The organism is Arthrobacter sp. SAFR-023, assembly GCF_051965295.1.
Taxonomy (GTDB): Bacteria; Actinomycetota; Actinomycetes; order Actinomycetales; family Micrococcaceae; genus Arthrobacter.
Window position 1 is genome coordinate 41,947 of the sequence record NZ_JBQCMF010000015.1, and the last position, 23,325, is coordinate 65,271.

Sequence of the window (23,325 nt, forward strand, 5' to 3'; positions counted from 1 at the left end):
GGTTCGTTCTATGCAACAGCAACACTTGTGGACGTAGGGTGAAGGGATGAACAGCTTTGACGGAGACACCAACGAACCGGGCACAGCGCCTGAGACGGAGCAGCTGCTGCAGCCTGTTCCCGAGGGCCAGCGTATTACTGTGATGCTGGCTGCGTTCGAGGGTTGGAATGACGCGGGGGAAGCCGCCAGTGATGCGCTCCGTTACCTCAACAAACTGTGGGGCGGGAAGAAAGTCGCCTCCATAGATGCCGATGAGTACTACGACTTCCAGTTCACCCGGCCTACGGTCCGCCGCACGGCCTCCGGAGAACGCAAGATCAAGTGGCCGTCCACGCGGATCTACAAGGCCAGCGCCCCCGGCACCAACGTTGACGTGATTTTCATCCAGGGCACCGAACCGTCCTACAAGTGGCGTGCATATACAGCGGAACTGCTTGTGCACGCCGAGGCGCTTCATGTGGATTACGTCGTCCTCGTCGGCGCGCTGCTGGCCGATGTGCCGCATAGCCGCCCGATCCCGGTCAGCACCTCCACGGACGATAGCGTGCTGCGGGAACGGCTGAACCTCGAGGCCTCGCAGTACGAGGGACCCGTGGGCATCGTCGGCGTGCTGTCCGAGGTATCCCTGCTGGCCGGCATTCCCACCGTCTCCCTGTGGGCGGCGGTGCCGCATTACGTTGCACAGGCCCCGTCACCCAAGGCGCAGCTGGCGCTCCTGCACCGCATCGAGGAACTGCTCCAGGTTCCGCTGGACACGCACGAGCTGGCTGAGGAGGCCGAGGCATGGGAGCGCGGCGTCAACGAGCTGGCCACCGAGGACCCCGAAATTGCCGCCTATGTGCGGCAGCTGGAGGAAGCGAAGGACACCGCCGACCTGCCCGAGGCCAGCGGCGAATCGATTGCGCGTGAGTTTGAGCGCTACCTGAAGCGGCGGGGCAAGGACAAGCCCTAGGCGTTAGCAGAACCGGCGCCCGCGCCGTTTCGACGGTTCCCTGCCCGCAAGACGTTGCGGAACGTCGTGGGGGCAGGGAACCGTCTAAACCGACGTTTAGAGTTCGACGCCGAGAAGGGCGTTCACGGCGTCGCGCACCAAAGTTCGGTCTGCTTCAGACGTGTCGTTGTCGCCGGCGCTGTTAAGTGCGCGCTCTGCCCATCGGTCGACGGCGGCCAGGGCCGCGGGCGCGTCCAGGTCGTTGGCCAGGGCCTCGCGCATCTGCCCGATCAGTTCCGCGGCGGTCACGGCCGGCGCCGCCGCCAGGGCTGAACGCCACCGTTCCAGGCGTGCCTTGGCCTCGTTGAAGCCTTCCGCCGTCCAGGACCAGTCGGACCGGTAGTGGTGCGCCAGGATGGCAAGCCGGATGGCCGCGGGATCTTCACCCGCAGCGCGCAGCTTGGAGACCAGGACCAGGTTGCCCTTGGACTTGGACATCTTTTCGCCGTCCAGTCCCACCATGCCTGCGTGGGCGAAGTGCTCGGCCAGCGGCACGCCGGAGAGCGAGTACGCATGGCCCGCGCCCATCTCGTGGTGCGGGAAAACCAGGTCCGAGCCGCCGCCCTGCACGGTGAAGGGCGCGGGCAGGTACTTCTGGGCGATGACGGTGCATTCGATGTGCCAGCCGGGCCGGCCCTCCCCCAGCTCGCCGCCGGGCCAGCTGGGTTCGCCGTCGCGGGCCACGCGCCACAGCAGCGGGTCGAGGGCCTGGCGCTTGCCGGCCCGGCCAGGGTCGCCGCCGCGCTCGGCAAACAGTTCCAGCATTTCTGCTTCCGGAAGTCCGGAGACGGCTCCGAGGGTCCAGGCGTCCACGCCGACGGCATGCTTGCTGGCTGCCTCGACGTCGTAGTAGACATCGCCGTCGGGCTCACCCGGGGTGCCGTTAACCCGGTAGGCCAGCCCCTGGCGCAGGAGCCGTTCAATCGCGGGGACGATCAGCGGCATGGCTTCGACGGCGCCCACGTAGTGATCGGGGGCGATGACGTTGAGGGCTTCCATATCAGTGCGGAAAAGCTCGATTTGGCTCTCCGCCAGCTCGCGCCAGTCAACGCCGGTGGCCTCGGCACGTTCCAGCAGCGGGTCGTCGATGTCCGTGACGTTCTGGACGTACGCAACCTGCTGGCCGGCGTCGCGCCAGGCACGGTTCAGCAGGTCGAACGCGACGTAGCTGGCGGCGTGCCCCATATGGGTGGCGTCATACGGGGTGATCCCGCAGACATACATCGATTTTTCGCCATCGGCATTCAGGGTTACGGCGCGCTGTGCGGTTGTGTCGAACAGTCGGAGCGCGGGCATTTCCCCCGGCAGGACAGGCACGGGGCGGGAGATCCAGGACTTCACAGACCAAGCCTAGTGCTAGGCGCTGATGACATTGAAACCGAGCAGGAGGTACAGGGCGAGGCCAAGGAAGATGCGGTACCAGACAAACAGCCGGTAGCTGCGCGTTGAGATGAACTTCAGGAACCACCCGATGATGACGTAGCCGACGACGAAGGCGATCACTGTTGCCAGGGCCGTCTCCCCCAGTCCGAACGGGCCGCTCGCTCCGTCCTTGGCGACCACCTTGAACAGCTGGTAGAGGCCGCTGCCGAAGACGGCCGGGATGGCGAGGAGGAAGGAGTACCGGGCGGCCGCTTCACGGGTGTACCCCATGAGGAGACCCGCGGTGATGGTGCCGCCGGAGCGCGAAACCCCGGGAATCAAGGCCATGGCCTGGGCGAAGCCGTAGAGGATGCCATGCTTGTAGGTGAGCCCGGAGAGGTCGCGGTCCTGCTTGCCGATGGCGTCGGCCACGGCCAGGATGAGGCCGAAGACGATGAGCATGGTGGCTACGATCCAGAGGCTTCGCAGGACGGATTCGATCTGGTCCTGGAACAGGAGGCCCAGGACGATGATGGGCAGGCTGCCCAGGATCACCAGCCAGCCCATCCGTGCGTCGGGGTCCTGGCGGGAGACCCGTCCGGACAGGGAGCCGAACCAGGCTTTCACGATCCGGACGATGTCCCGCCAGAAGTAGACGATCACGGCGGTCTCGGTGCCGAGCTGCGTGATGGCGGTGAAGGCCGCGCCGGGGTCAGCCGCGTTCGGCAGGAAAGAGCCCACGATCCGGAGGTGGGCGCTCGATGAAATAGGTAGGAATTCGGTCAGTCCCTGCACAAGACCCAGCAGGGCCGCTTCAATCCAGTTCACGCTAAGACCCTACGTCATGATGCGGGTGGTTTCCCCGTAAGCTAACTGCTATGCAGCAGCGTTACATAGGCAACAGTGGGCTCCGCGCGTCATCCCTCTCCCTGGGCACAATGTCCTGGTCCCGTGAAACGGACGAGCAGGATGCCTCGGAGCTGCTGCGCACGTTCGTGGACGCCGGCGGAACCCTCGTGGATACCGCGGCCTCCTACGCCGACGGCCAGGCCGAAGCCATGCTTGGGTCGATGCTCGGCGACGTCGTGTCCCGCACGGAAGTGGTCATCTCCACCAAAGCCGGTGTGTCGCCGTCGGACGGGCGGCAGCGGGTGGACGCATCACGCAACGCGATGCTGTCCGGGCTGGAAGCCAGCCTGGCGCGCCTCGGCACCGACTACGTCGACCTCTGGTTCGCCCAGGCGTGGGACCCCAATGTCCCGCTTGAGGAGACGTTGTCCGCCCTTGACTTCGCCGTCCGCAGCGGACGGGCACGCTATGCGGGAATCGCCAACTACAACGGCTGGCAGACCGCCAAGGCGGCCGCGGTCGCCGGGTTCCCGCTCGTCGCCAACCAGTCCGAGTATTCACTGCTGCGCCGCAAGCCCGAGGCGGAACTGGTTCCCGCCGTCGAGGATGCGGGCCTGGGACTGATGGCGTGGGCGCCGCTGGGCCGTGGCGTGCTCACCGGCAAGTATCGCGGGCATGTGCCTTCCGATTCCAGGGCAGCGGGTACACGGCTGGCCACCTACGTGGAGCCCTACCTCGAGCAGCCCGCGTCGCAGGTGGTCGAAGCTGTTGCCATGGCCGCCCGCGGCCTGGGTCGGTCCTCCCTGGACGTTGCGCTGAGCTGGCTGCTGTCCCGGCACGGGGTGGCGACGGCCATCGTGGGCGCGCGCACGCCGGTCCAGCTCAAGGAAATCCTGGATGCCCAGCTCACGCCGCTGCCGGCGGAAATAGCACGTGCCCTGGAGGATGTCTCCAGCAGCCTGGCTTAGCCGGGCCCGGATCCCGCCGGGATCTAAACCGAGCCGGGTCTCTCCTCGACGATTTCCAGATCCTCGTCATCCACTTCGCTGTCTTCTTCTTCGTCTTCCTCGTCATCGAACACCTGGAGCGGCGTCACTTCGTTGTAGGCCTCATAGAGGGCGTCCTCGTAGACTTCGAAGGCATCGGCAACTGCAAAGAATGCCGCCTCCACCGAAGGGTCACCATCCCCGCGGCGGGCTGAGGCGGCTGCAAGATGTTCTTCCAAGGCGGCAGTCAGGGACTGAAGCGCGACACGCGGATCGATGCTCATGCCTTCACGTTAGCGGGAAAAGGACGAAAATGGAGAGCAATGAAGGAACATTTTCTGACCAGCTCGGTCCTGCGGGAACGGGACTATGCCCGGCAATACGAGTACCTCGTATTGACCGTCGGTCCTGAGGATTCCCTGCCCGAAGCCCGGCGCCGGCTCGTGGAACATTCGGAGTACGGCAAGTGGGAACTCGAGCGCAGCAGGCTCTATGTGGGCGGGGGCAGGCGCTTCTGGCTTCGCCGCCGGGTCACCCAGGTGCAGCGCACGGCCTAGGCCGCTTGGGCGGGTGGGCGCGCGCCTTGGATGGCGTGCGCCCACTTTCGTGCTGCCTGCTTCAGGTGTCCGAGCCGGTGAACGCTGCGGTCATTCTTCGAGCGGGCCCAGCCAGGCGTTGGCAACGGTGTTGTGCGCCGACTCGTCGTCCGAGGGGTGGAACATCCCGGCCAGGACGTCACGGTACAGGCGTTCCAGTTCCGACCCCCTGAAGTAGCTGGATCCCCCGGAGACCCGGACGGCAAGGTCCACCACCGTCCGCGCCGTTTCCGTCGCTCGGATCTTGACGCCCACGAGCTTCGGAAACCACTGGCTGCCGTGGTCCGCCAGCCGGTCCACATCGCCGGCCACCACGGAAAGCTGGGGGTACAGGGCGTCCATGGCGAGGGCTGCCTCGGCCACCTTCCAGCGGATATCGGGGTCCTGGGCCAGGCTCCGGCCCCCATTCTTGAATGATGTCCTGCGCTTGGCGGCGTCCACGGCCAGCACCAGGGCCCGTTCCCCGATGCCCGCGTAGACGCCGGCAAGCAGTGTTTCAAAGCACGCGAAGATGGCGAAAATAAGGGGATCCGCGTTGGGCCCCACCGGAAGCTTTCGGAAGATGCGGCCGGGCGGGACAACTGCGCCGTCCAGAATGGTGGTGTTGGACTGGCTGGCGCGCATGCCCAGCGTGTTCCAGTCCTCCCGGATCCGGTAGCCGGCTGTGTCCCGCCGGATGAAGCCGTGCACCAGTTCACCTTCACCCTCCCGCGCGGCCGGGTCCTTCCCGAAGATGCCCAAGCGCGTCCAGGCCGGCGAAAGGCTCGTGAAGATCTTGGTGCCCGTGAACGAGTAGCTGCCGTCCCCCAGGGGCTTGGCCTCCGTCAGCGAATCGAAAAGAACGGAGTCGTTGCCGGCCTCGGAGTTGCCGAAGGCGAAGATCTCCCCCGCCGCCGCTTCCTGCAGCACGAAGTCCAGGGAAGAGTCGCCGCGTTCGGCCAGGACGCGCGCCACCCCGGTCCAGACCAGGTGCATGTTGACGGCCAGCGCGGTGGCCGGGGCCGCCGTCGCCAATCGCCGTTGGCAGCGGACCGCAGCCTCCAGTCCAAGGCCGGCCCCGCCGTCGGCCTCCGGCACGAAAAGCAACAGGTACCCGGCGGCGGCCAGTTCCTCGAGGTCCTCCGTGAAGAAGCTGTTCCGCTCGTCGTATCCCGCCGCTCTCCCCCGGATCCGTTCGAGCAGGTCATCAGGCAGCAGCCGTTCGGCGTCCAGGGGTGTTTGGGGGTCCACTCGCGTCCCTCAGTAGTTCGTGAGCAGCGTGTTCAGGACGCGTGCGCCGAACTTCAACGAATCCGCCGGGACGCGCTCGTCAACGCCGTGGAACATGCCGGTGAAGTCGAGGTCGTCCGGCAGCTGCAGGGGCGCGAAGCCATAGCCTGTGATGCCGAGCTTGCTGAGCGCCTTGTTGTCGGTTCCGCCGGACAGCGTGTAGGGCAGGACCTTCGCGCCGGGGTCCTCGGAGTGCAGCGCGTCGATCATCGAGTCGACGAGGTTGCCGGAGAACGGAACTTCCAGGGAGACATCCTGATGGACGTAGCTGACGTCGACGCCGCTGCCCGCCAGTTCACGGACGACCTCCAGGACGTGCTCCTGCTGGCCCGGCAGGGTCCGGCAGTCCACCAGCGCCTCGGCCGATTCGGGAATGACGTTGTGCTTGTAGCCGCCCCTCAGGAGCGTCGGGTTGGAGGTGTTCTGCAGCGTGGCGCCCACGAAGCGCGCCACAGTGCCCAGTTCCTTCAGCAGCCTGTCGGGGTTGTCGGGATCAAACTCGACGCCGGTTAGTTCCGTGACTCCGTCGAGGAACTGGCGTGTAGTGGCCGTCAGCTCGATGGGCCACTCGTACTCGCCGATGCGGGTCACGGCTGCCGCGAGCCGCGTAATGGCGTTGTCCGTGCTGATCTGGGACCCGTGGCCGGCGCGGCCGTGGGCCACGAGGCGCAGCCACGAGATGCCCTTCTCCGCCGTCTGGAGGAGGTATGTGCGCTGGCCGCCGATGGTGGCGGAGAATCCGCCCACTTCGGAGATGGCCTCCCTGGCTCCCTCGAACAGCTCGGGCCGGTGCTTCACCGCAAACTGGGAACCGTGAACGCCGCCGGCTTCCTCGTCCGCGAAGAACGCGAAGATGATGTCTCGCTTCGGCTTGCGGCCAGTGCGGGCAAAGTCCCTCAGGACGGACAGGATCATGGCGTCCATGTCCTTCATGTCCACCGCGCCGCGGCCCCAGATGAGCCCGTCCTTGAGCTCGGCACCAAACGGGTCCACAGACCACTGCTCACGGAGGGCGGGCACCACGTCCAGGTGGCCGTGGACCACGAGGGCGCTTGCGGAGGGGTCCTCCCCCGCCATGCGGGTAACCACGCTGGCCCGGCCTGGTTCCGACTCGAAGATTTCCGCGTCCAGCCCCACCTCGCTGATCAGGCCGGCGGTGTATTCGGCCGCGGCACGTTCGCCGGGACCCGAACCATCCCCGTAGTTGGATGAATCGATGCGGATGAGCTCCTGGCAGATGCTGACGACTTCATCCTCTGGCCGGATCTGTGTCATTGATCACTCCTAATAGCGGGAAAAACGCGGATTCATGCGGGTTGTGGCGGATTTTGGCCGCCGGAACACCCAGGTTCAGCCTACCCAGTCGACTCGATTCCATCTTTCCGGAAAGTTCGTGTTAGAGTTTTTCTCGCTGCTTCGGAGAGATGCGAACCGCTTGAAGGCGGAGAAAGTCCTTCGAAATACCACCTGCGCGGGTGGCGGAATGGCAGACGCGCTAGCTTGAGGTGCTAGTCCTCGAAAGGGGGTGGGGGTTCAAGTCCCCCTCCGCGCACAAAGGGAAAACCCCGGGAATCCAATGGATTCCCGGGGTTTTTTCGTTTGCCAAAACACGGATCCCTCATAATCCGCGCGAGTGTCACAATGCGACACCTGCAAACGCTATCGCCGCAAAGCCGGCCGTTTGTGGCACAGCCGAAGCAAGAAAAGTTAATGTGCTTCCGTTACCCGCAGCGGCGTCCGCGGACTATCGGACGTAAATCCCGGCATGGCCCCTGCTGGGTAGCCTCGATGGCCGGACCACAGTCCTCGGCCGAGCCAGATACTGCCCTTGAAGGAACCCACCGAATGCCGGTCAGAATTGACGAACTGTTTGAGAACCTGCCCATGTTCTGAGTGTCACCGCCCCTGACGCGGATCCTTGGCAAAGACAGGACCACTGTCTACCGGTGGCTGAATAAGGGCGAGGTTCCCGGCGTCCTCATCGACACGACGTGGATCATTTACCGGGACGAAGTTAAGGGCTTCCTGCTGAGCCGGCATAACCAGGCAGGCGGCGCTCCGCAGCCGAGCAACCCGGACCAGGACACTGACTCCCGAGACAAACCGAGTGCGGACTAGGTAAGCCGCGCGGGAGATCGACCTCGAACAGTCCGGCCACTCACCGTTGGATACGTGACTATCCTCCCCGCTTCATCGAACGGGTCGCTCGCACCGTTGCCACCCGGGACAGCGATTTTGGTGTCAAAAGGCCGCCCCGACCAAGAACGGTGAGGGCGGCCCTTTGGGTGACGCTAATACGGTTGGACTTAATGCGGCCACCAGCCGACGGTTGCGTGGTTAGCCGTGGTGGTGTCCTTGTCCTTTGGTGCGGCGTTGGCCGGAGCAGCGAACCCTGCTACGGCGAGAATGCCGGTCATCAGAAGTGTGGCGGCAAGTTTTTTCATCGCAATTTCCCCCCTCGTGGTGTTGCTGATGTTGCACGTGTACCACGTACGGCGTCAATATATGCCTCCATTCTCAAGCCTCAAGTGATGATCGGACCGGCAGTCTGACTTGCCGGTCACATAGACTCCTCGAGGATTCCCGACCCCGACCGCAGAGACAGCTATGCCCGCCCTTGACCCCTAGTATCTGAGCTTCCATTACAACTGCGAGTCCCGCGGCGTCCCGGACCATGACCCGGGCGACTTTCCCATCGGCTGGTCTGCGTCGGTCACCGGGACCGACTGGTCCGATGGCGAGGATGGCAACGGCGAGGGGGTTCATGTCGGCGGGGCATTCGACAGGATCGTCCCCGACGCCGGCGCCATGACCTGCTCTACACCATGGATGCCGTCGACTCGGAGATGATGGCGTGGCAGAGATGCTCGCCCACGAGCGACCCAATCTTGTGCGTTCCGGCGTGAAGCACGGCGGTGACCTGCTCGTTCTGTCGTCCATGACTGTCGAGCCCAGGTTCCGGCAACCGCACCGGCCATGCGATGCTGGGCACCGTGGGCCGCAACGCCGCCCTGGTCGTCCTTGAGGCCGCTCCCCAGGTGAGTGTGGACGTCGGCGGCGGACTGGGTTAGGAAGCCAGGTCCCGGAGGGTGGACCGTTGGCCCACCGCCGCCGACTGACGTAGACGGCGCCACATCGGGCAAGGACTGTCAGAAGGGAAATGCGCGTGCGCTTCGCTGAACTGACCGCAACAGGTAGCAGGGCCGCTGTGAGCGACATGAGCTCTCCAAGGGAAATGGAGGCATGGCGGATTGATCGGGCTTCAGGGATTCCTTGCGATGTCAGGGGAGCGTTCGTGCTGCTGACTTGGTGCAGGAAGCCGGATCGGCAAGCCTCGGAGCACTTATTTCATGTGTGCGGAGGCTGCGTTAGCCGTCTCCGGGGGTCGGCCGGCAGCGCTCCATCCAACGGTCATAGAGTGCTCCTCGGTCTTTCAAGAGCGTCGTGGTCCGCCGTATGCCGACCCCTACCAGCGGCGCCCAGACCGACAGCATGGCGGAGATCGGGATGACGTCGGGGGCTGTACCCCTGGGGGTCAGGAACGTCATCGCCAGGAGGATGGCTGCCATGAGGGCGTTGGAGAAGACGACGACGCCTGGGTTGATGCGTATTGCCTGCTCAGCCCGCCGCACATCCATGGCCGGTTTCGGCAGCTTCCGGGAAAATCGCTTCGGTGCTGACGCGAGCCAGCCCAGAGCCGCCAGCGCCGCACCGAGGACGATCATGAAGGCGCCGGTTTCCGGGTTGTTGCCGGTGAGCCAGGAGGCGAGGACGTAGGCGGTGCCGGCAGCTGCGATCAGTGCCCCGTACGCCCAGGACCACATCACCCAGGAGCGTTGCTGGGCGTAGGCGAGAGCGTAGTTGTCGGCGGTGGCTTCGGCGGCGGTGGTCTTCAATATTCCTCGTTCGTCGGGTGGTCAAACCTATCTTGCCAGAGCGCCGGGCGCTGGCCCCGGCAGCAGTGATCGCTCACGGCGGCCGACCTGGGCCACGTCGGCCGCCGTGAGCGTGGTCCGCTGGCCTAAGCTAAAGCATTACAAAGCTTGGAAGTCGTTTGCGGCGCACTTACCGGTCCAATCACGCAACCGTCGGAGCTCGTCGCGGGGCTGGTCTTGGACGAGGAGCTACGGATCGTCGGCACAACCACCCGCTTTAGGCCACAACCGCGAGGGGGCTCGTCCGGTGGTTGAAACCACCCCACGGCATTCACCCCTGGCCCACCACTGTAAAGGGCACCACTTGGGTCAGATTCAACCGCGAGAAAGCACCCCTGCCCCTCACACTGGTGGAGCCACTTGTGGTTGAAATCACCGCGGACACCGCCCGGTTCGGACGAGACCACCCCTAGATCAGCCAATAACCACCTGCGCCGAAACCGCTGCCCGTCTGGGCCTCGACGCCATGGTGGCCGCCGCTCGCCCTCGTCCAGCTGCACCCGGGGTCCCAGCGCCAGTGGCGGCTGAAGGCACAGTCCGTCCGGGACAGGCAACTGGCCGACACCGTGGCCCGCCGCCGGGCCTCCGGCAGCGCCCGCGCGCCTGGCGATGCGCCTAGGTCTCATGGCCGCGGCTATCGCGCCGCCGGCGTACATTGTGGCCACCGATCAGGACGGCTACTTGAAGCTCCTGATCACCGGCATCCTTTGCCTCGTGGCAGCCCTGATCGGCGGGCACTTCCTGACCATCCGCGCCCGGGTCCCGGTCATGCCGAACATCCGCGGGCCATGGCTTGCAGAGCTTCCGGAGGACGTGGTCGACGCGACCCTGGTGGCCATCCCGCAGAACAAGGGCGCCGGCCTTGATTCGCGCACAGCAGCCGCCGGCCAGCGCGGCTGGGACAGTATCTTGGCCGCGTCAAAGGCCCTGGCAGCATTCCACAGTTGACCGTTCCGCAGACGACGACGCCCCTGCACGTTTTGTACTGCTCCCCGGAAGTTGGACTGAGAAATTCAGTTCCGACTTCCGGGGAGCAGTTTTATGCATGCAAGTAGTTCGTTATCCGAGGCTCAGCGCGAGGCCGCGGCAGCGTGGTTTGAGAAAGGCCATGCAGATACGGCGACAGCCACCTTGCTGGGCGTGTCGCGCTGGCCGGTCAAGCTTCTGTATCGGCGGTGGAGGATCCATGGTCAAGGAGCGCTGGTGGCCAAGCCGAAACAGTCGTATTCGTTCGACTCCAAGCTCGCGTTGGTGGAACGGATCCTCACGGGTGAGACTGCCCCGGATCTGGCAGCCGAGGCTGAGTTGTCTTCACTGGGCTTGGTGAAGACGTGGGCTCGTGCCTATTGTCGCGAAGGCGTGGATGCCTTGCGCCCCAAGCCCAAAGGCCGACCCCGGACCTGGGAAAATTGCGGGCCTTGAGGGCTCAGAAACAACGGTGAAGGTTCAGGCTCTCATCGCCCTCAAGGCGGACTTCTCTCTTCCGGTTCTGCTGCAGGTCTCAGGTCTTGCCCGATACACGTTCTTCTATCACCAGGCCCGGCTCCTGGCCCCTGACCCGCAGGAGGAACTCAAGTCCTCCATCATGGACATCTTCAAGAAGAACTATGACCGTTACGGGCACCGCCGCGTGCATGGGGAACTGCTCAACCAAGGCTGGACGGTCGCGAAGAAAACCGTGCTGAAGATAATGCGCGCACTCGGGCTGTCTGCAAGGTCCGGCAGCGGAAGCGCTACAACTCCTACCAAGGCGAACAGCGGGCAGAAACCGCTCGTGCATTCAGACCAGGGATTCCAGTACCGGCACACCTCGTGGCGGACGCTCCTGGGGAGCGCCGGCGCCGTCCAATCAGGGTCCCGCAAAGGCAACTGCTACGACAACGCCGTGATCGAGAACTTCTTTGGACACCTCAAGGAAGAGCTCTTCCACCACGTCCGATTCCTCAACACGGATGCACTGGCTACGGCACTGCACGAATACATCCGCTGGTACAACACCGAGAGAATCTCCACAAGGCTAAAGGGCCTGAGCCCGGTGCAATACCGTGCTCAGGCCCGTGGCCTAGGCTCTAACTAAACCGTCCAACTTCCGGGGACCAGTTCATTTCCTCGTGCCGGGGTTTCTCTGTGCTGTCAGGCGGTGCGCTGTTTCCGTCGCCTCCGGAAGTTCTTGATGATGAGGACCAGGCCCAGCGGGATGGTGAAGATCAGTGTGAAGAGGGCGCCGATCCCGCCGACGGACATGCCGCCGCTTTCGTAGCCCACCACGACTGACTCGTTGGGGTTCGATTCGCGGTAGATCACCGTGACGTCGTCCCCGACGGTCGGGTGCTGGTCGTGATCCACAGAGGCATACGTCGAATATGGTGAGCCGTCCGCCGACATGTACTTCACCGAGATGTTCCGCTGTGAGGCCCTTCTGGCGTCGGAGAAGTCGACGATCGTTCCGGCGGTGTGAACACCCGTGCGCGCGAGCTCCTCATCGGCGTGGGTCATGGAGGAACCGATCCCGATCATCACCGGACCAGTCAGGAGCAACAGCGCGACGAACGCGATGCCTCCAAGTTGTGACCAGAAGGTCTGGGCTTTGCGGGCTACAGCGGTGTCCGGGGAGTTCACGATGCCCATTCTTCCTGATTATTCGCCAGCTATGCGCCGGCCCGGAGGATCGACGAAATTCCGCGTCCATTACGTACTAGGTCCTACGGACCGATCCGGATACAACTCCCCACGCTGAAGCTTCGCTCGTGACCTCACCCTCCTGCCGGTCCAGCCCACGCGCCGAAAGTGCCGGTTCCGCCGCCGCCACGGTCGTCATCCTTGCCGCACCGCAAACAGCGCTTATACAGACTCCCGTCGTCGGTATGTTCGACGTGCCATTCGTTGAGAATGTTCAGCTTGCACAGCAGGGCCTTAATCATGACCTTCTCCGATCTGAGTGCACCGCCGCCGCCCGGCACTCCTATGATGGCCGCTTCCTCTCCGCAATCGAAAAGGTCAGGTATGACCACGGCACGTTGACCTGCACCGCTCCGTGATTTTCGCGCTGCCCTGAACGGCGAACTCCCCGGCCGCGCAAGCGGCCGGGGAGTTCAGCTGGATAGTCCGGGGCCCCAAGGCCACGTCAGCAGGCCGGAACCCCCGAATCCACCGGCCCGTCGGTCGGACGGATCCAGAGGTTGTTGATCACCTTGTACCAAACGTTGCTCGTGGACCCGGTGGGGCGGCCGGTGGCTCCGTCGTAAATGGTGTACGCGGCACCGGTGGTCACGCACTGCACCTGCACCCGCGTGCCCTGCGCCACGAAGGTTCCGCCGCCGGCGGCACAGTTGGCCGCTGTGTCCGGAGAAGAGGTGCCGTTGGTGGGCCATTCGCAGGTGCCGGGACTCGCGGTGCCGTTGTCCACCATGAGGTACTTCGCCGGGGCCGTCCTTCCGGACGCCGAGACCGCTGTGCGCTGGCCGAGGTCATCCACGACTGTCACGGTGAAGGAGATGGATTGGTCGTACCCGTTACCGGTGGTGACGGATCCTCCCCCGGCACCCAACGTGCCTGACTTCCCGTCCGATGACTGGTACTCCAGCGCCACGACCCGGCGTCCGTTATTGACCACGGCACCGACGTCGAACCTCACCGTCGTGGTCACAGTAACGGGGTTGACGCTCGCCGCATGCGGTTTGCCGTACGGCGCCACTGGGTTGGAGTTGGTGACCGGCCCTTCGTAGGTGGCGCCGTCCGCGCTGTTCACGGCGCGCACCCCGATGGTGTAGTTGCCGTTGTTGGGCACACCGGACCGGATGACCTTGTCCGACGGCACTGCCAAGAAGCTGCCTCCGTTGACCTGGTACTGGTAGCTCGGTGTGGCACCGTTGCCCGCGGCCGCACCGAAGGAAAGCTGCACCGCGTTGTCCAATGGATCGGCCCGGACGCCCGGGACGGCACCGGGCGCGCCGAAAGCACGGCGGGGGTCCGACGGAGCACTCGCCGCTGACGTACCTGCCTTATTTTTGGCCACAACCGTGAAGGTGTAATCGGTGGCGGAGTTGCCGACGGTCACAGGCACGCTCAGCTGACTGCCGGACACGGTGCTGCTCGCTACCGTGGACCCACCCTGCATTGCGTTGACGGTGTAGGTGTCGATGGAGGCGCCGTTGTCCGCTGCCGGCGTCCACGACACCACCATGATCGATTCCGTCCCGCCGGAGGTGGTCCGGGTGGTGCTGGGCTTGCCGGGAGCTCCCGGCGCGCCGGCCGGAATGACACTGGCTGAATAGGCGCTCCACTCCGATGGATCCGGCGCCTTGTTGGAAGCCTGGATCCTGACCTGGTACGGCGTCCCGTTCTGGAGGCCCGTCCACCGGTAGGACGTCCCCGTAACCTTGCTTGCCCTAATGTTTCCTGCCGGAGGTGCGGGTGAGATCTCCAGGTTGTAGCTCTCCACCGGTGAGCCGTTGCTCTTGGGAGGTACCCAGTTCACCGTGAGGGATTTGTCGCCAAAAACCAGCGCCGGCGCTGCCGGGGTATCCGGCTTCGCGTCAGGACGGGCAGGTGCCGAAGCCGGAGACGGTGCCGAGTCGCCCAGCTCGTTCGTGGCTACCACAGTGAAGGTGTACTCCACGTTGTTGGTCAGGCCCGTCAGCGTGCACGTGGTCGCAGGGCACTGCTGCGAGAACCCTCCGCTGCCACTGACCTTGTACCCGGTGATTGCGGCTCCGTTGTTGGCGGGAGGCGACCAGTTGAGGACCACGGTACGGTCGCGCACTTCCCCGACAGTTGGCGTGGACGGAGCGTCCGGCTTGTCCTTGACGGTGAGCCGAACGCGGCCGTCAACTTCGCGTTCCGCGTCCTGCGTTTTGTCCTGGACGCGGTAGCGGACCACCATTGTGCCAACGAACTCCTCGGCGGGCGTCACGACGACGATGCCGCCCTCCACGGCTGCCGTACCCGCTCCGGTTTCGACGGCGGCGCTGAGTATTTTCAGCGGTGATTCCGGGAACGGGTTAATGTCGTTGTCCAGCACCGGTACCTGCTGTGATTGCCCGGCCCGGGCGCTGGCGATGACGTCGTCGTTCGCTGCGGCAAGGGGACGCTTGGACGCGACCACCCGGACGTCCACGGCACCTGCAACCGGTGCGCTGCGGCCGTCCGAGACGGTGACGCGCACGGTCAGCGTGCTCCCCTTGGCTGCACTGCCGACGGTGGCCTTGAAAAGGCTGCCGTCCAATGAGGCCTTGATGCCGGCCGGCGGTGTCCCTTGGAGGGCAAAGGTGAGCTTGTCCCTATCTGCCTTGTCGACGTCGGTAGCCACCTGGCGCAGGTCCAGGGTGGCTTCCTCGCCCACCGCAGCGTCTACGGTGCTGGACGGGAAAGCCGGCGGATGGTTGCGCCCCGGGTCGGGAAGGACCCTGATGCCAATGGTCAGGACCGCAGTACGTCCGTCAGGGTCATCAACGCTCACGCCGTCGGTGACCTCGAGGGAAACCGCTGCCGGGCCTGCGTAGTCGTCGGCGGAAGTGAACACGATGGTGGTCGCGTCCTTCACCAGCGGCGCTCCATTGGAAGCGACCGCCTGGACCTTGGTGTCCTGGGTGATGCGGGGGCTCTTGCCGGCACGGACCACCACCAGGTCCCGCAGGTTCATGGTCAGCTGTTGGCCGCTGACCACGTCCAACGGTGCGGTGCTCCGTAGAGCGGGTGCCTGGCCTTGCAAGCCGGGTACCACGATGAACGCCGTTGAGCTGAGCTTGTCCACGTCGGTGACGGTGTATGCGATGATCTGCGGCTGGCTCTCCAGCCGCACCGAAACCTTACCGGGAGCCGAGATGCTGGCAGTGGGTGCCGCTTCCGGGAAGGTTATCTTCAGTTCCGCGGCGACTCCGTCCGGGTCTTCGTCGTTCTTCAGGACGGGGACTTCGACGACGGCCTTGCCCAGGGTTTCCGCGAACGCCACCCGGTCGTCCCGGGCGACTGGCGCCAACGTGGCGGCGTCCTTGCGCGCCTGGACTTTGAGGGTTCCGACGGCGGTGCCGCCGCGGCCATCGCTGATCTCGTACCGGACGATCGCTGTGGTGGAGGCTTCGGAAGGCGACGGTGCGGTGAGTTGCACCCGTCCGTCGATGACCTCGGCCTCCAACTCCGGGGCAGCTTCCAGCCGGTTGGATGTAAGGGTGACATTGTCGCCGTCGGGGTCGGAATCGTTGGCCAGCACGTCCACTGCCACGTGCCGCCCCGGGAGGACGGTGATGCTGTCCTCAACGGCCACGGGACGCTGGTTGGATCCGGGCGCGGGTGCGATGCCCACGGCCACGCGGGCGGTGGACCGTGCCCCGAACCGGTCCTCCACCACGTAGGTGAAGGTGTCCTGTCCGGCGGCGTTGGTGGGCGCAGTGTATTCGACATAGTGGGCACCTACCACAGCTGTTCCCTTGCGCGGTGCCTGCTCCAGCCCCACCAAGGTGACAGAGTCGCCGTCGGGATCAATACCGTCCAGCGGAATTGCGATCCTTGTGGTGTTGCCGGCTACGACCCGACCGGTGACATTGTGGGGAAGCGGCCTGGAGTTCGTGCCCTCGCCGCGAATGTGAATGGTCACTTGCGCCGAGTCTTCCTGCCCGTCGGGGCCGGTAACGGCGTAGATCGCGTGCACCGTTCCTCCTGCCCTGCCTGCCTTGAACCGAAGCACGTCCCCCGACACAGCGAGGAGGCCTTGGGCTGGGCTGATTCCCTGCACGAGGACCGGCTTCAGCTTCAGCTTGGCGCCGTTCGGGTGGGCGTCATTGGCAAGCACGGCGATGGTGGCGACGTCGTTCGCCCGCACTGTGATTTCATCCGGGGCCGCGACAGGCGGGAGCAGTTTGGCAGGAGCCGGAACGGGCAGGATGGTTACCTGCCCGGTTGCGCTGGCCACGCCGTTGGACACCGTGTACGTCAGGCTCGTGGGCGCAGTCAGGCCACGGACGTCGGTAATGCGCAGGATCTGGTGATTGACCACGGCGACGGCTACAGCCGAGTTCCGGGGAAGCCCCACGGACTGGATGACAAGAACGCCACCGGCCGGGTCCGAGTCGTTGGCGAGCGCGTCCAGCAGCACTTCGCCTCCCACCGGCAGCAGTGCTGTATCGGCGACGGCGACCGGCTCACCCCGCCCAGCCCCGGCGGCACGGACATCGATCCGCACGAGTCCCTCAGAGCTGTCAGGTCCATTGGTCACCAGATACGTCACGTAATACGTTCCGGCGTTGGCTGCACGGAAGGTGAAGGTCCCCGCCTGGTAGTCGGGGGTAATTGCCTGCTCCTTCGCGCCTGCCACGCGTGTCAGCCGCAGTCCTTCGCCGGTGGGGTCGCTGTCATTCTTCAGCGGAGAGACCAGAATGTCCTGCCCGGCGGTACCCGAAACGTGGTCCGCGTTGGCCTTCGGCGGAAGGTCGCCTTTGGCGCGGACATCCACCACCACCGTGCCCTCGACCTGGTCCCGGCCGTCGGAGACAGTGATCACGACGTCCTTTTTGCCCAGCGTTGATCCCACGTCCTTGAAGGTCAAAAGACCGTCCGCCCGGGTACGCACCTGGTCGCCTTCGCTGGAAGTGCGTGCTCCCAGAAGCAGCAGGTCGTCGCCGTCGGGATCGGCCCAGTCCGTGAGGACGTTCTGGGAGATACTTTTGCCCTGCTCCAGGATGATGGTGGGCGCACGTTTCTGTGCCGGCGCCCCGTTGCTGGCTGGGTCCTTTACGGTCAGGGTAACCGTGGCTCCGGCGGTGCCGCCGCGGCCGTCACTGGCCAGGTACCGGAACTGTGACGTTCCGGTTGCATTGGCTGGCACCTTCACCTGCAGGCCGGTTCCGTTGTAGACGGCCTGCACACTGCCGGCGCCGGGGTTGTCGCCCTGGAGCTGGACGGTGAGGACGTCTCCGTCCGGGTCCGAGTCGTTGTCCAGAACTGGCAGTAGCGTTGTCCGGCCGGGCCGCACTCCGAACTGGTCGTCCCTGGCGGAGGGCGGCCGGTTCTCTTTGGTGCGATCCGGGAGAGTGTCCACCAGGTTGTCTTCCGCGGCGGGTTCGTCCTGTGCCTCGGTCTTGCTCGGCGGAGGAATGATCTCGTCCCAGTTGGCTACGAGCCTCATGTTCTCGGTGACTAACCAGACGTTGCCGGACGTGACGTCGTTAAGGACCACGATGTCCCGGTTGACGCGAAAGACCAGGTTGGAGCGGGCGCCTGCACCGGGAATGTCAGCCCTCCGGCTGTCAGCCGCGTTTGCACAATCCCGCAGATATTTGCCTGCCCCGGACCACGCCGCGTAGACGCAGCCGTTCACATGGACCGGAGTGGCAGGTGTCCCCGACGTTCCGAGCTTTACAACCGTCGCCGCAGAACCGTCCAGGGGTTGCTTGATCAGGCCCTTCTTTGTGGCGACGGCGACAAAGTCCGCGGCGGGGCCGCTTTGCTGCAGCTTGGCGTCCGCCGCATCCGGCACCTGCGCCAGCCGGCCGGAAGGCAGGTGAAGGGTCCCGGCGTCGGCGTCGAATATGACGGGCTGATCCCCGACGGCGGCGACCTGGACATTTTCCTTATTCCGGATCGACTGGTACTCCACGGTGTTGCGGGAATCCACTCCGCCGGTCGCATTCACACGAAGGGAAGTTACTTCCCCGCGCCCAGGGTCCGCGGCATAAACGACGTCATCGGCTCCTACCGTCGCGACGATGCCTTTGGCATCGCTCAGGACGGGCTCCTGTGAATCGAAGTCGACAGAGCCGAGCATACTGCTCTGCGTCACCCAGAGCCGGCCCGAGTTCGGGTCAGCCAGCGCCACCGCTTTTTCCCCGAAAGCCGGGACCGCCGATCCCGGAAGCTGCTGGGGCGGTTCAAGGGTGACCTCGGAAACCTTGACCCTGCCCAGGGAGGCGTTGCCGCGGTCAGACACGAGCACAGTGCTGCTGTGTTGGAGGACGTCAAAGTCGGAGCTCGCTGCCATGAGGCCGCCGTCCAACGTTTTGGACTGAAAGTTCAGGTGGCCCACGAGGTTCATGTCGGAGTTTGTTACCCACACGCCGCCGTCGTTCAGGTCGATCTGCGTGGTCCGGAATCCCGGGTGGATGACTGCCACCGCCACAAGCAGTCCAATGGCCGAAAACGTCGTTGCCGACGCCAGTGCGCGTTGTTTTGCACGCGTCAATAAACGAAGCGGCATCCGTCCCCCAGTCTCGTGATTAGCCCGAAGCTAATATACGCGGACATACCGGCAGTTTCCGAGCCAACGCCGGCGTCGGGAGCGCTACCGGTGCCGGTCCCCGCACCCCCTGCCTCGGCCGGAACCGCTCTCTTCCAGAGCGGGCTGGAGCGGCGTACAAAGGAACTGGAGGGCAACGTTTGTAACCTCCGCCCCACCGCCCTCCGGGGATCCGGAGTCCGGGAGACGGGCTGACAAGGAGGTCGTGGGGTGTCCCATCAAGATCGTCCTGGCCCGAGGCAGCGCCCCATCCCAGGGGTTCCCCCCGGCAGCGGACAGCCAACCCGTAACACCGCAACCCGAGGCCCGGCGCGGCGCGGGCGGTATGTCATCGCCGGCGTACTGCTTTCCGTCGCGATCCTGCTACCGCTCATGCCGCAGACTTACTCCTTCAACGCGCCGACCTTGGGCGGCATGCCGTTCTTCTACTGGTACCAGCTGCTCTGGGTTCCACTTTCCGCTGCCTTAAGCGGCGTGGCGTACTGGCTCGTGAACACGGAAGACCGACGACGGCGGGCAGCGGCCCGAGCTGGATCATCCGGGCCAGACGGTGAAGCAGCGGACGGAGATGAAGGGCCGTGAACGGGCGCCAGATCAACTGGGTCGCCCTCATCATCGTGGTGCTGCTCTTCGTCGTCGTCGCCGTCATGGGCTTCCTGGCCGCCCGGTGGCGCAGGACGGCGGAGAGCGAGGGGCTGCACAGCCTCGACGAGTGGGGGCTGGGCGGACGAGGCTTCGGGACATGGATCACGTGGTTCCTGCTGGGCGGCGACCTCTACACCGCCTATACGTTCGTTGCCGTTCCTGCCGCGATGTGGGCCACTGGGGCCGTCAGCGGCTTCTTCGCGGTGCCCTACACGATCGTCCTCTACCCGATCATCTTCATCATTATGAGCCGGCTCTGGTCGGTGTCCCACCGGCACGGCTACGTCACCTCGGCGGACTTCGTGGGAGGCCGCTACGGGAGCCGCTGGCTGTCCCTTGCCGTCGCCGTCACCGGCATTGTGGCAACCATGCCGTACATCGCCCTCCAGCTCGTGGGCATCAAGGCTGTCCTCACCGTGCTCGGCCTGGGCAGCTCCGAGAATGTGCTGCTGACGGACCTGCCGCTGATTCTGGCGTTCGTCGTGCTGGCCGCGTACACCTACACCTCTGGGTTGCGGGCACCGGCGATGATCGCCGTCGTGAAGGACCTGCTCATCTACCTCGCAGTGATCGTCGCGGTCATCTACCTGCCGATCAAGTTCGGCGGGTGGGACGCGATCTTCGGGGCGGCGAAAACGAAGCTGGACACCGTCAACGAGGCGACCGGCAAGCCCACCGGGGTATTCATCCCATCGGGCGCCAACTACTCGGCCTACTGGACGCTGGCACTCGGATCGGCCATGGCGCTGTTTATGTACCCGCACTCCATCACCGGCGTGCTCGCGTCCAAGGGACGCAACACCATCCGGCGCAACGCCGCGATTCTGCCGCTGTACTCCCTTATGCTCGGATTCCTCGCGCTGCTAGGCTTCGTGGCCATTAAGGCCGGCACCAAGCCGATCGACCTGAACGGGGCGGTCAATCCCCAGCTAGTGGTGCCGCAGCTGTTCCTGGACCACTTCCCGGCTTGGTTTGCGGGGGTGGCCCTGGCTGCCATCGCCATCGGGGCGCTGGTACCGGCAGCCATCATGTCCATTGCCGCGGCCAACATGTTTACTCGCAACATCTACCGGGACTTCCTCCGGCCCGACGTGGATCCGAAGACTGAGGCGAAGGTGTCCAAGATTGTCTCGCTCGTGGTGAAGGTCGGTGCGCTGATTTTCGTCATCGCCATGGACCAGTCCGCGGCCATCAACATGCAGCTGCTGGGCGGCATCTGGATTCTGCAGACGTTCCCCGCTGTCGTGGCCGGCCTCTATACGCGGTGGTTCGACCGCTGGGCACTGCTGGTGGGATGGGCGGTAGGAATAGCCTTCGGCACCGCCTCGGCCTACAACGTCATCAATCCTGTCACGCACGCACACTTCGGCGGTTCCATTGCTCCCCTCCCGGGGACCGACTTCACTGTGTATATCGCCGTGGCGGCGTTCGTGCTCAACCTGCTGGTCGCCGTCGTGCTGACCCTGGTGCTGAGGGCACTGAAGGTGCCCCAGGGAGAGGACAAGACACGCCGGTCTGACTACGGCGCTGATGAAACGGACCCGAAGGTTGCCGAGATCGAACGGACCCAGCGTTTCGTCGAACCGGGAGGACCGTCACCCGTGGCTTAGATGCACCCGTGGCCTAGATGAAGGACGGCCCATGCCATGAACGTCAGCGACATCCGGGGGCTTTTCCCCGGGCTCAAAGACACCATCTACCTGAACACTGCCACCATGTGCGTCGGCTGCGCACCTGCCAGGGAAGCATACGAACTGGCTGCGGAGCGCTGGGCGGCCGGGCGGTTCGACTGGATGGAGGCCGAGCAGGCGGGTGAGCACGCCCGCGGCATGTTCGCGGAGATCATTGGAGCCACAGCGGCGGACATCGCCATCGTCCCCGCCGTCAGCACTGCGGCGGGGATTGTTGCCGCCAATCTGCCGCCCGCCAGGCGCGGGGAGAACATCGTGGTGGGCGAGAACGAATTCACCTCGAACTACTACCCCTGGCTCTTGCTCCGGGAACGCGGCTACGACGTGCGGGCCGTCGCTGCGGACGGGGAGGTGGTGCCGGCCGAAGCCCTCGGCCGGGCTGCCGACGGCGGAACCCGCCTGATCGCTGTCAGCGCCGTTCATCCCGTTACCGGATTCCGGGCGGACCTGGCGTCGGTCAGCCGCATCGCCGCCGGCTCAGGAGCCTGGTTTTTCGTTGACGCCTGCCAGGCGGCCGGTGCCGTTCCCCTTGACGTGGCGCGCGACGGAGTGGATTTCCTGGCAGCCGCCAGCCACAAATTCCTTCTCGGGTCGCGGGGCATGGGTTACCTCTACGTCCGCCCCGGGCTGCTCGACCGCCTTCAACCCATCGTGCCGGGCTGGAAGGCCGCCCGCCTGCCGTTCGAGAGCTTCCTTGGCCCGGACATGGACCTGTCGCCGACGGCGTCGAAGTTGGACGCTTCGTTGGCGTGGTTTCCGGCGCTGGCCGACCAGGCGGGGCTCTCTGTCCTTCGCCGGTTCGGTATGGGTGCGGTCTTGGAGCGTAATGCCCGGCTGGCGCTCCACCTGCAGAACGCGCTGGAAGCGGCTGGCGTCAGCTTCCGGTCCTTCCCCGCAGAACACCGCTCCACCATCATCTCCGTTCCGGTGAGCGCCCCGGACGAGGTCATGGCCCGGCTGCGCGGTGCAAACGTGGTTGTGTCACTCCGGGCCGGCAGGATCCGCCTGGCGACCCATTTCTATAATCTTGAGGAAGAGCTGGTTCGGGTCGCAGAGCTCATTGCGGGCCGGTGAGATGAGCAATGCGTCCGTAGCAATGGAGCAGCGCTGTTGGGCGAAGGCACGGAAAGGCAGGCAGCCACTGCGCCCAGTCGCGGAAGTCCCGGAAGGCGGCAGAACACGAACTTGCCGTGCAGGAGCTAGCAGTTCAGTAGGCGGTTGCTTGGGCTTGGCCGCCGGAGCATCACTCAGCCCGTGCTCCGGCGGTCAGGTGCTGGTTGCGCGTCTCAATGAGCTTGCGGAGGTAGCGCGCCAGGAAGAGTCTCTCCGCGACGCGTCCCAGAAGCCCGAACGGCGCCGCGAAGTCGATCCGGTCCACCATGACAGTTCCGGCCGGGACCTCACTGAATTCGTGGAGGTGGCGAAAGCGGAGGAACGGCCCCCGGACCTGTTCATCGACGAAGTAGTGCGGTGCCTGCATCTCCGTGATCCGGCTCGTCATCCGTATAAGCAGCCCGAAGTGCCAGGCGCGCCAGGTGACCTCCTGCCCCAAAGCGATAAGCCCGGACGTGACGCCTCCAACGGCTTCCTCCCGGGAACGGGCCATCGAGTCCTTGTGGGCGTCGATGCTCCGGGAGAGGTCGAACAGCTCGGTCATCCCGATGGTTGTCCGCGAGGTGCATTCGAAGGTGACGGCCATGCTCAGAGTATGCCAGCCGTTTCACCGGCGCGTTGACAGCCTTTGAACGCTTGCCCTCGGCACCGCCTCACGTAGG

Annotated in this window: 20 protein-coding genes and 1 tRNA gene; 11 read left to right on the plus strand and 10 right to left on the minus strand. The window is 65.1% G+C overall.

Features of this window, described 5'->3' with window-relative positions:
* Positions 1-46: 46 nt before the first annotated feature.
* Positions 47-952, plus strand: coding sequence for a PAC2 family protein (locus ACTHQX_RS16195; RefSeq protein ID WP_190605384.1), 906 nt, complete (start codon positions 47-49; stop codon positions 950-952).
* 96 nt (positions 953-1,048) lie between these two features.
* Here ACTHQX_RS16195 and mshC read toward each other — a convergent pair whose 3' ends face one another.
* Complete coding sequence (gene mshC, locus ACTHQX_RS16200) at positions 1,049-2,332, minus strand: cysteine--1-D-myo-inosityl 2-amino-2-deoxy-alpha-D-glucopyranoside ligase (RefSeq protein WP_440158478.1); 1,284 nt, start codon at positions 2,330-2,332, stop codon at positions 1,049-1,051.
* Positions 2,333-2,347: 15 nt separating this feature from the next.
* Positions 2,348-3,181, minus strand: a complete 834-nt coding sequence (locus tag ACTHQX_RS16205; protein WP_111904808.1) for an undecaprenyl-diphosphate phosphatase — start codon at positions 3,179-3,181, stop codon at positions 2,348-2,350.
* Between the two features lie 50 nt (positions 3,182-3,231).
* Here ACTHQX_RS16205 and ACTHQX_RS16210 point away from each other — a divergent pair, with 50 nt between their 5' ends.
* On the plus strand, positions 3,232-4,170 hold the full coding sequence (locus ACTHQX_RS16210; protein WP_102973614.1) for an aldo/keto reductase: 939 nt from the start codon (positions 3,232-3,234) through the stop codon (positions 4,168-4,170).
* A 23-nt stretch (positions 4,171-4,193) separates the two neighbouring features.
* On the opposite strand, the gene ACTHQX_RS16215 is transcribed toward ACTHQX_RS16210, so the two are convergent.
* On the minus strand, positions 4,194-4,472 hold the full coding sequence (locus tag ACTHQX_RS16215; protein WP_111904806.1) for a hypothetical protein: 279 nt from the start codon (positions 4,470-4,472) through the stop codon (positions 4,194-4,196).
* A gap of 39 nt (positions 4,473-4,511) precedes the next feature.
* Between ACTHQX_RS16215 and ACTHQX_RS16220 the strand changes: the two genes are divergently transcribed.
* Positions 4,512-4,745: a DUF5703 family protein gene (locus ACTHQX_RS16220; protein WP_111904805.1), complete on the plus strand. Its 234-nt coding sequence runs from the start codon at positions 4,512-4,514 to the stop codon at positions 4,743-4,745.
* A gap of 90 nt (positions 4,746-4,835) precedes the next feature.
* On the opposite strand, the gene ACTHQX_RS16225 is transcribed toward ACTHQX_RS16220, so the two are convergent.
* Both ACTHQX_RS16225 and ACTHQX_RS16230 read right to left on the minus strand, forming a co-directional pair.
* Positions 4,836-5,996, minus strand: coding sequence for an acyl-CoA dehydrogenase family protein (locus tag ACTHQX_RS16225; protein WP_236809318.1), 1,161 nt, complete (start codon positions 5,994-5,996; stop codon positions 4,836-4,838).
* A gap of 27 nt (positions 5,997-6,023) precedes the next feature.
* Positions 6,024-7,328 carry a M20/M25/M40 family metallo-hydrolase gene (locus ACTHQX_RS16230; RefSeq protein WP_440158479.1) on the minus strand — a complete coding sequence of 435 codons (1,305 nt, stop codon included), beginning with the start codon at positions 7,326-7,328 and terminating at the stop codon, positions 6,024-6,026.
* Between the two features lie 194 nt (positions 7,329-7,522).
* Here ACTHQX_RS16230 and ACTHQX_RS16235 point away from each other — a divergent pair.
* Together ACTHQX_RS16235 and ACTHQX_RS16240 are read left to right on the plus strand one after the other, a co-directional pair.
* Positions 7,523-7,605: transfer RNA gene (locus ACTHQX_RS16235), tRNA-Leu, on the plus strand.
* Between the two features lie 341 nt (positions 7,606-7,946).
* Positions 7,947-8,171, plus strand: a complete 225-nt coding sequence (locus ACTHQX_RS16240) for a helix-turn-helix domain-containing protein (RefSeq protein WP_440158480.1) — start codon at positions 7,947-7,949, stop codon at positions 8,169-8,171.
* Positions 8,172-8,359: 188 nt separating this feature from the next.
* On the opposite strand, the gene ACTHQX_RS16245 is transcribed toward ACTHQX_RS16240, so the two are convergent.
* Positions 8,360-8,497, minus strand: coding sequence for a hypothetical protein (locus ACTHQX_RS16245; RefSeq protein WP_236803380.1), 138 nt, complete (start codon positions 8,495-8,497; stop codon positions 8,360-8,362).
* A gap of 924 nt (positions 8,498-9,421) precedes the next feature.
* Positions 9,422-9,949 carry a hypothetical protein gene (locus tag ACTHQX_RS16250; RefSeq protein WP_440158481.1) on the minus strand — a complete coding sequence of 176 codons (528 nt, stop codon included), beginning with the start codon at positions 9,947-9,949 and terminating at the stop codon, positions 9,422-9,424.
* Between the two features lie 663 nt (positions 9,950-10,612).
* Here ACTHQX_RS16250 and ACTHQX_RS16255 point away from each other — a divergent pair.
* The 3 genes from ACTHQX_RS16255 (at position 10,613) to ACTHQX_RS16265 (ending at position 12,065) form a co-directional block, all read left to right on the plus strand.
* Positions 10,613-10,936, plus strand: a complete 324-nt coding sequence (locus tag ACTHQX_RS16255) for a hypothetical protein (RefSeq protein ID WP_440158482.1) — start codon at positions 10,613-10,615, stop codon at positions 10,934-10,936.
* Between the two features lie 93 nt (positions 10,937-11,029).
* On the plus strand, positions 11,030-11,410 hold the full coding sequence (locus ACTHQX_RS16260) for a helix-turn-helix domain-containing protein (protein WP_440158483.1): 381 nt from the start codon (positions 11,030-11,032) through the stop codon (positions 11,408-11,410).
* A gap of 16 nt (positions 11,411-11,426) precedes the next feature.
* Positions 11,427-12,065 (plus strand): IS3 family transposase, encoded by a 639-nt coding sequence (locus ACTHQX_RS16265; RefSeq protein ID WP_440158484.1) that lies wholly within the window; start codon positions 11,427-11,429, stop codon positions 12,063-12,065.
* Between the two features lie 56 nt (positions 12,066-12,121).
* Here ACTHQX_RS16265 and ACTHQX_RS16270 read toward each other — a convergent pair whose 3' ends face one another.
* Positions 12,122-12,616, minus strand: a complete 495-nt coding sequence (locus ACTHQX_RS16270; protein WP_440158485.1) for a DUF3592 domain-containing protein — start codon at positions 12,614-12,616, stop codon at positions 12,122-12,124.
* A 496-nt stretch (positions 12,617-13,112) separates the two neighbouring features.
* On the minus strand, positions 13,113-19,160 hold the full coding sequence (locus ACTHQX_RS16275) for an Ig-like domain-containing protein (protein ID WP_440174623.1): 6,048 nt from the start codon (positions 19,158-19,160) through the stop codon (positions 13,113-13,115).
* Positions 19,161-19,424: 264 nt separating this feature from the next.
* Here ACTHQX_RS16275 and ACTHQX_RS16280 point away from each other — a divergent pair, with 264 nt between their 5' ends.
* The 3 genes from ACTHQX_RS16280 to ACTHQX_RS16290 are packed head-to-tail and all read left to right on the plus strand — an operon-like array spanning position 19,425 to position 22,624.
* Positions 19,425-19,796, plus strand: coding sequence for a DUF3311 domain-containing protein (locus ACTHQX_RS16280; protein WP_440158488.1), 372 nt, complete (start codon positions 19,425-19,427; stop codon positions 19,794-19,796).
* Positions 19,793-21,469: a monocarboxylate uptake permease MctP gene (gene mctP / locus ACTHQX_RS16285; RefSeq protein ID WP_440158489.1), complete on the plus strand. Its 1,677-nt coding sequence runs from the start codon at positions 19,793-19,795 to the stop codon at positions 21,467-21,469. The genes ACTHQX_RS16280 and mctP overlap by 4 nt, the downstream gene beginning before the upstream one ends.
* Positions 21,470-21,505: 36 nt before the next feature.
* Positions 21,506-22,624: an aminotransferase class V-fold PLP-dependent enzyme gene (locus ACTHQX_RS16290; protein ID WP_440158490.1), complete on the plus strand. Its 1,119-nt coding sequence runs from the start codon at positions 21,506-21,508 to the stop codon at positions 22,622-22,624.
* 169 nt (positions 22,625-22,793) lie between these two features.
* Here the strand turns inward: ACTHQX_RS16290 and ACTHQX_RS16295 are convergent, their stop codons facing one another.
* The gene (locus ACTHQX_RS16295) at positions 22,794-23,249 is read right to left on the minus strand and encodes an SRPBCC family protein (RefSeq protein WP_440158491.1); all 456 of its coding nucleotides are present in this window, start codon (positions 23,247-23,249) and stop codon (positions 22,794-22,796) included.
* Between the last annotated feature and the right edge of the window lie 76 nt (positions 23,250-23,325).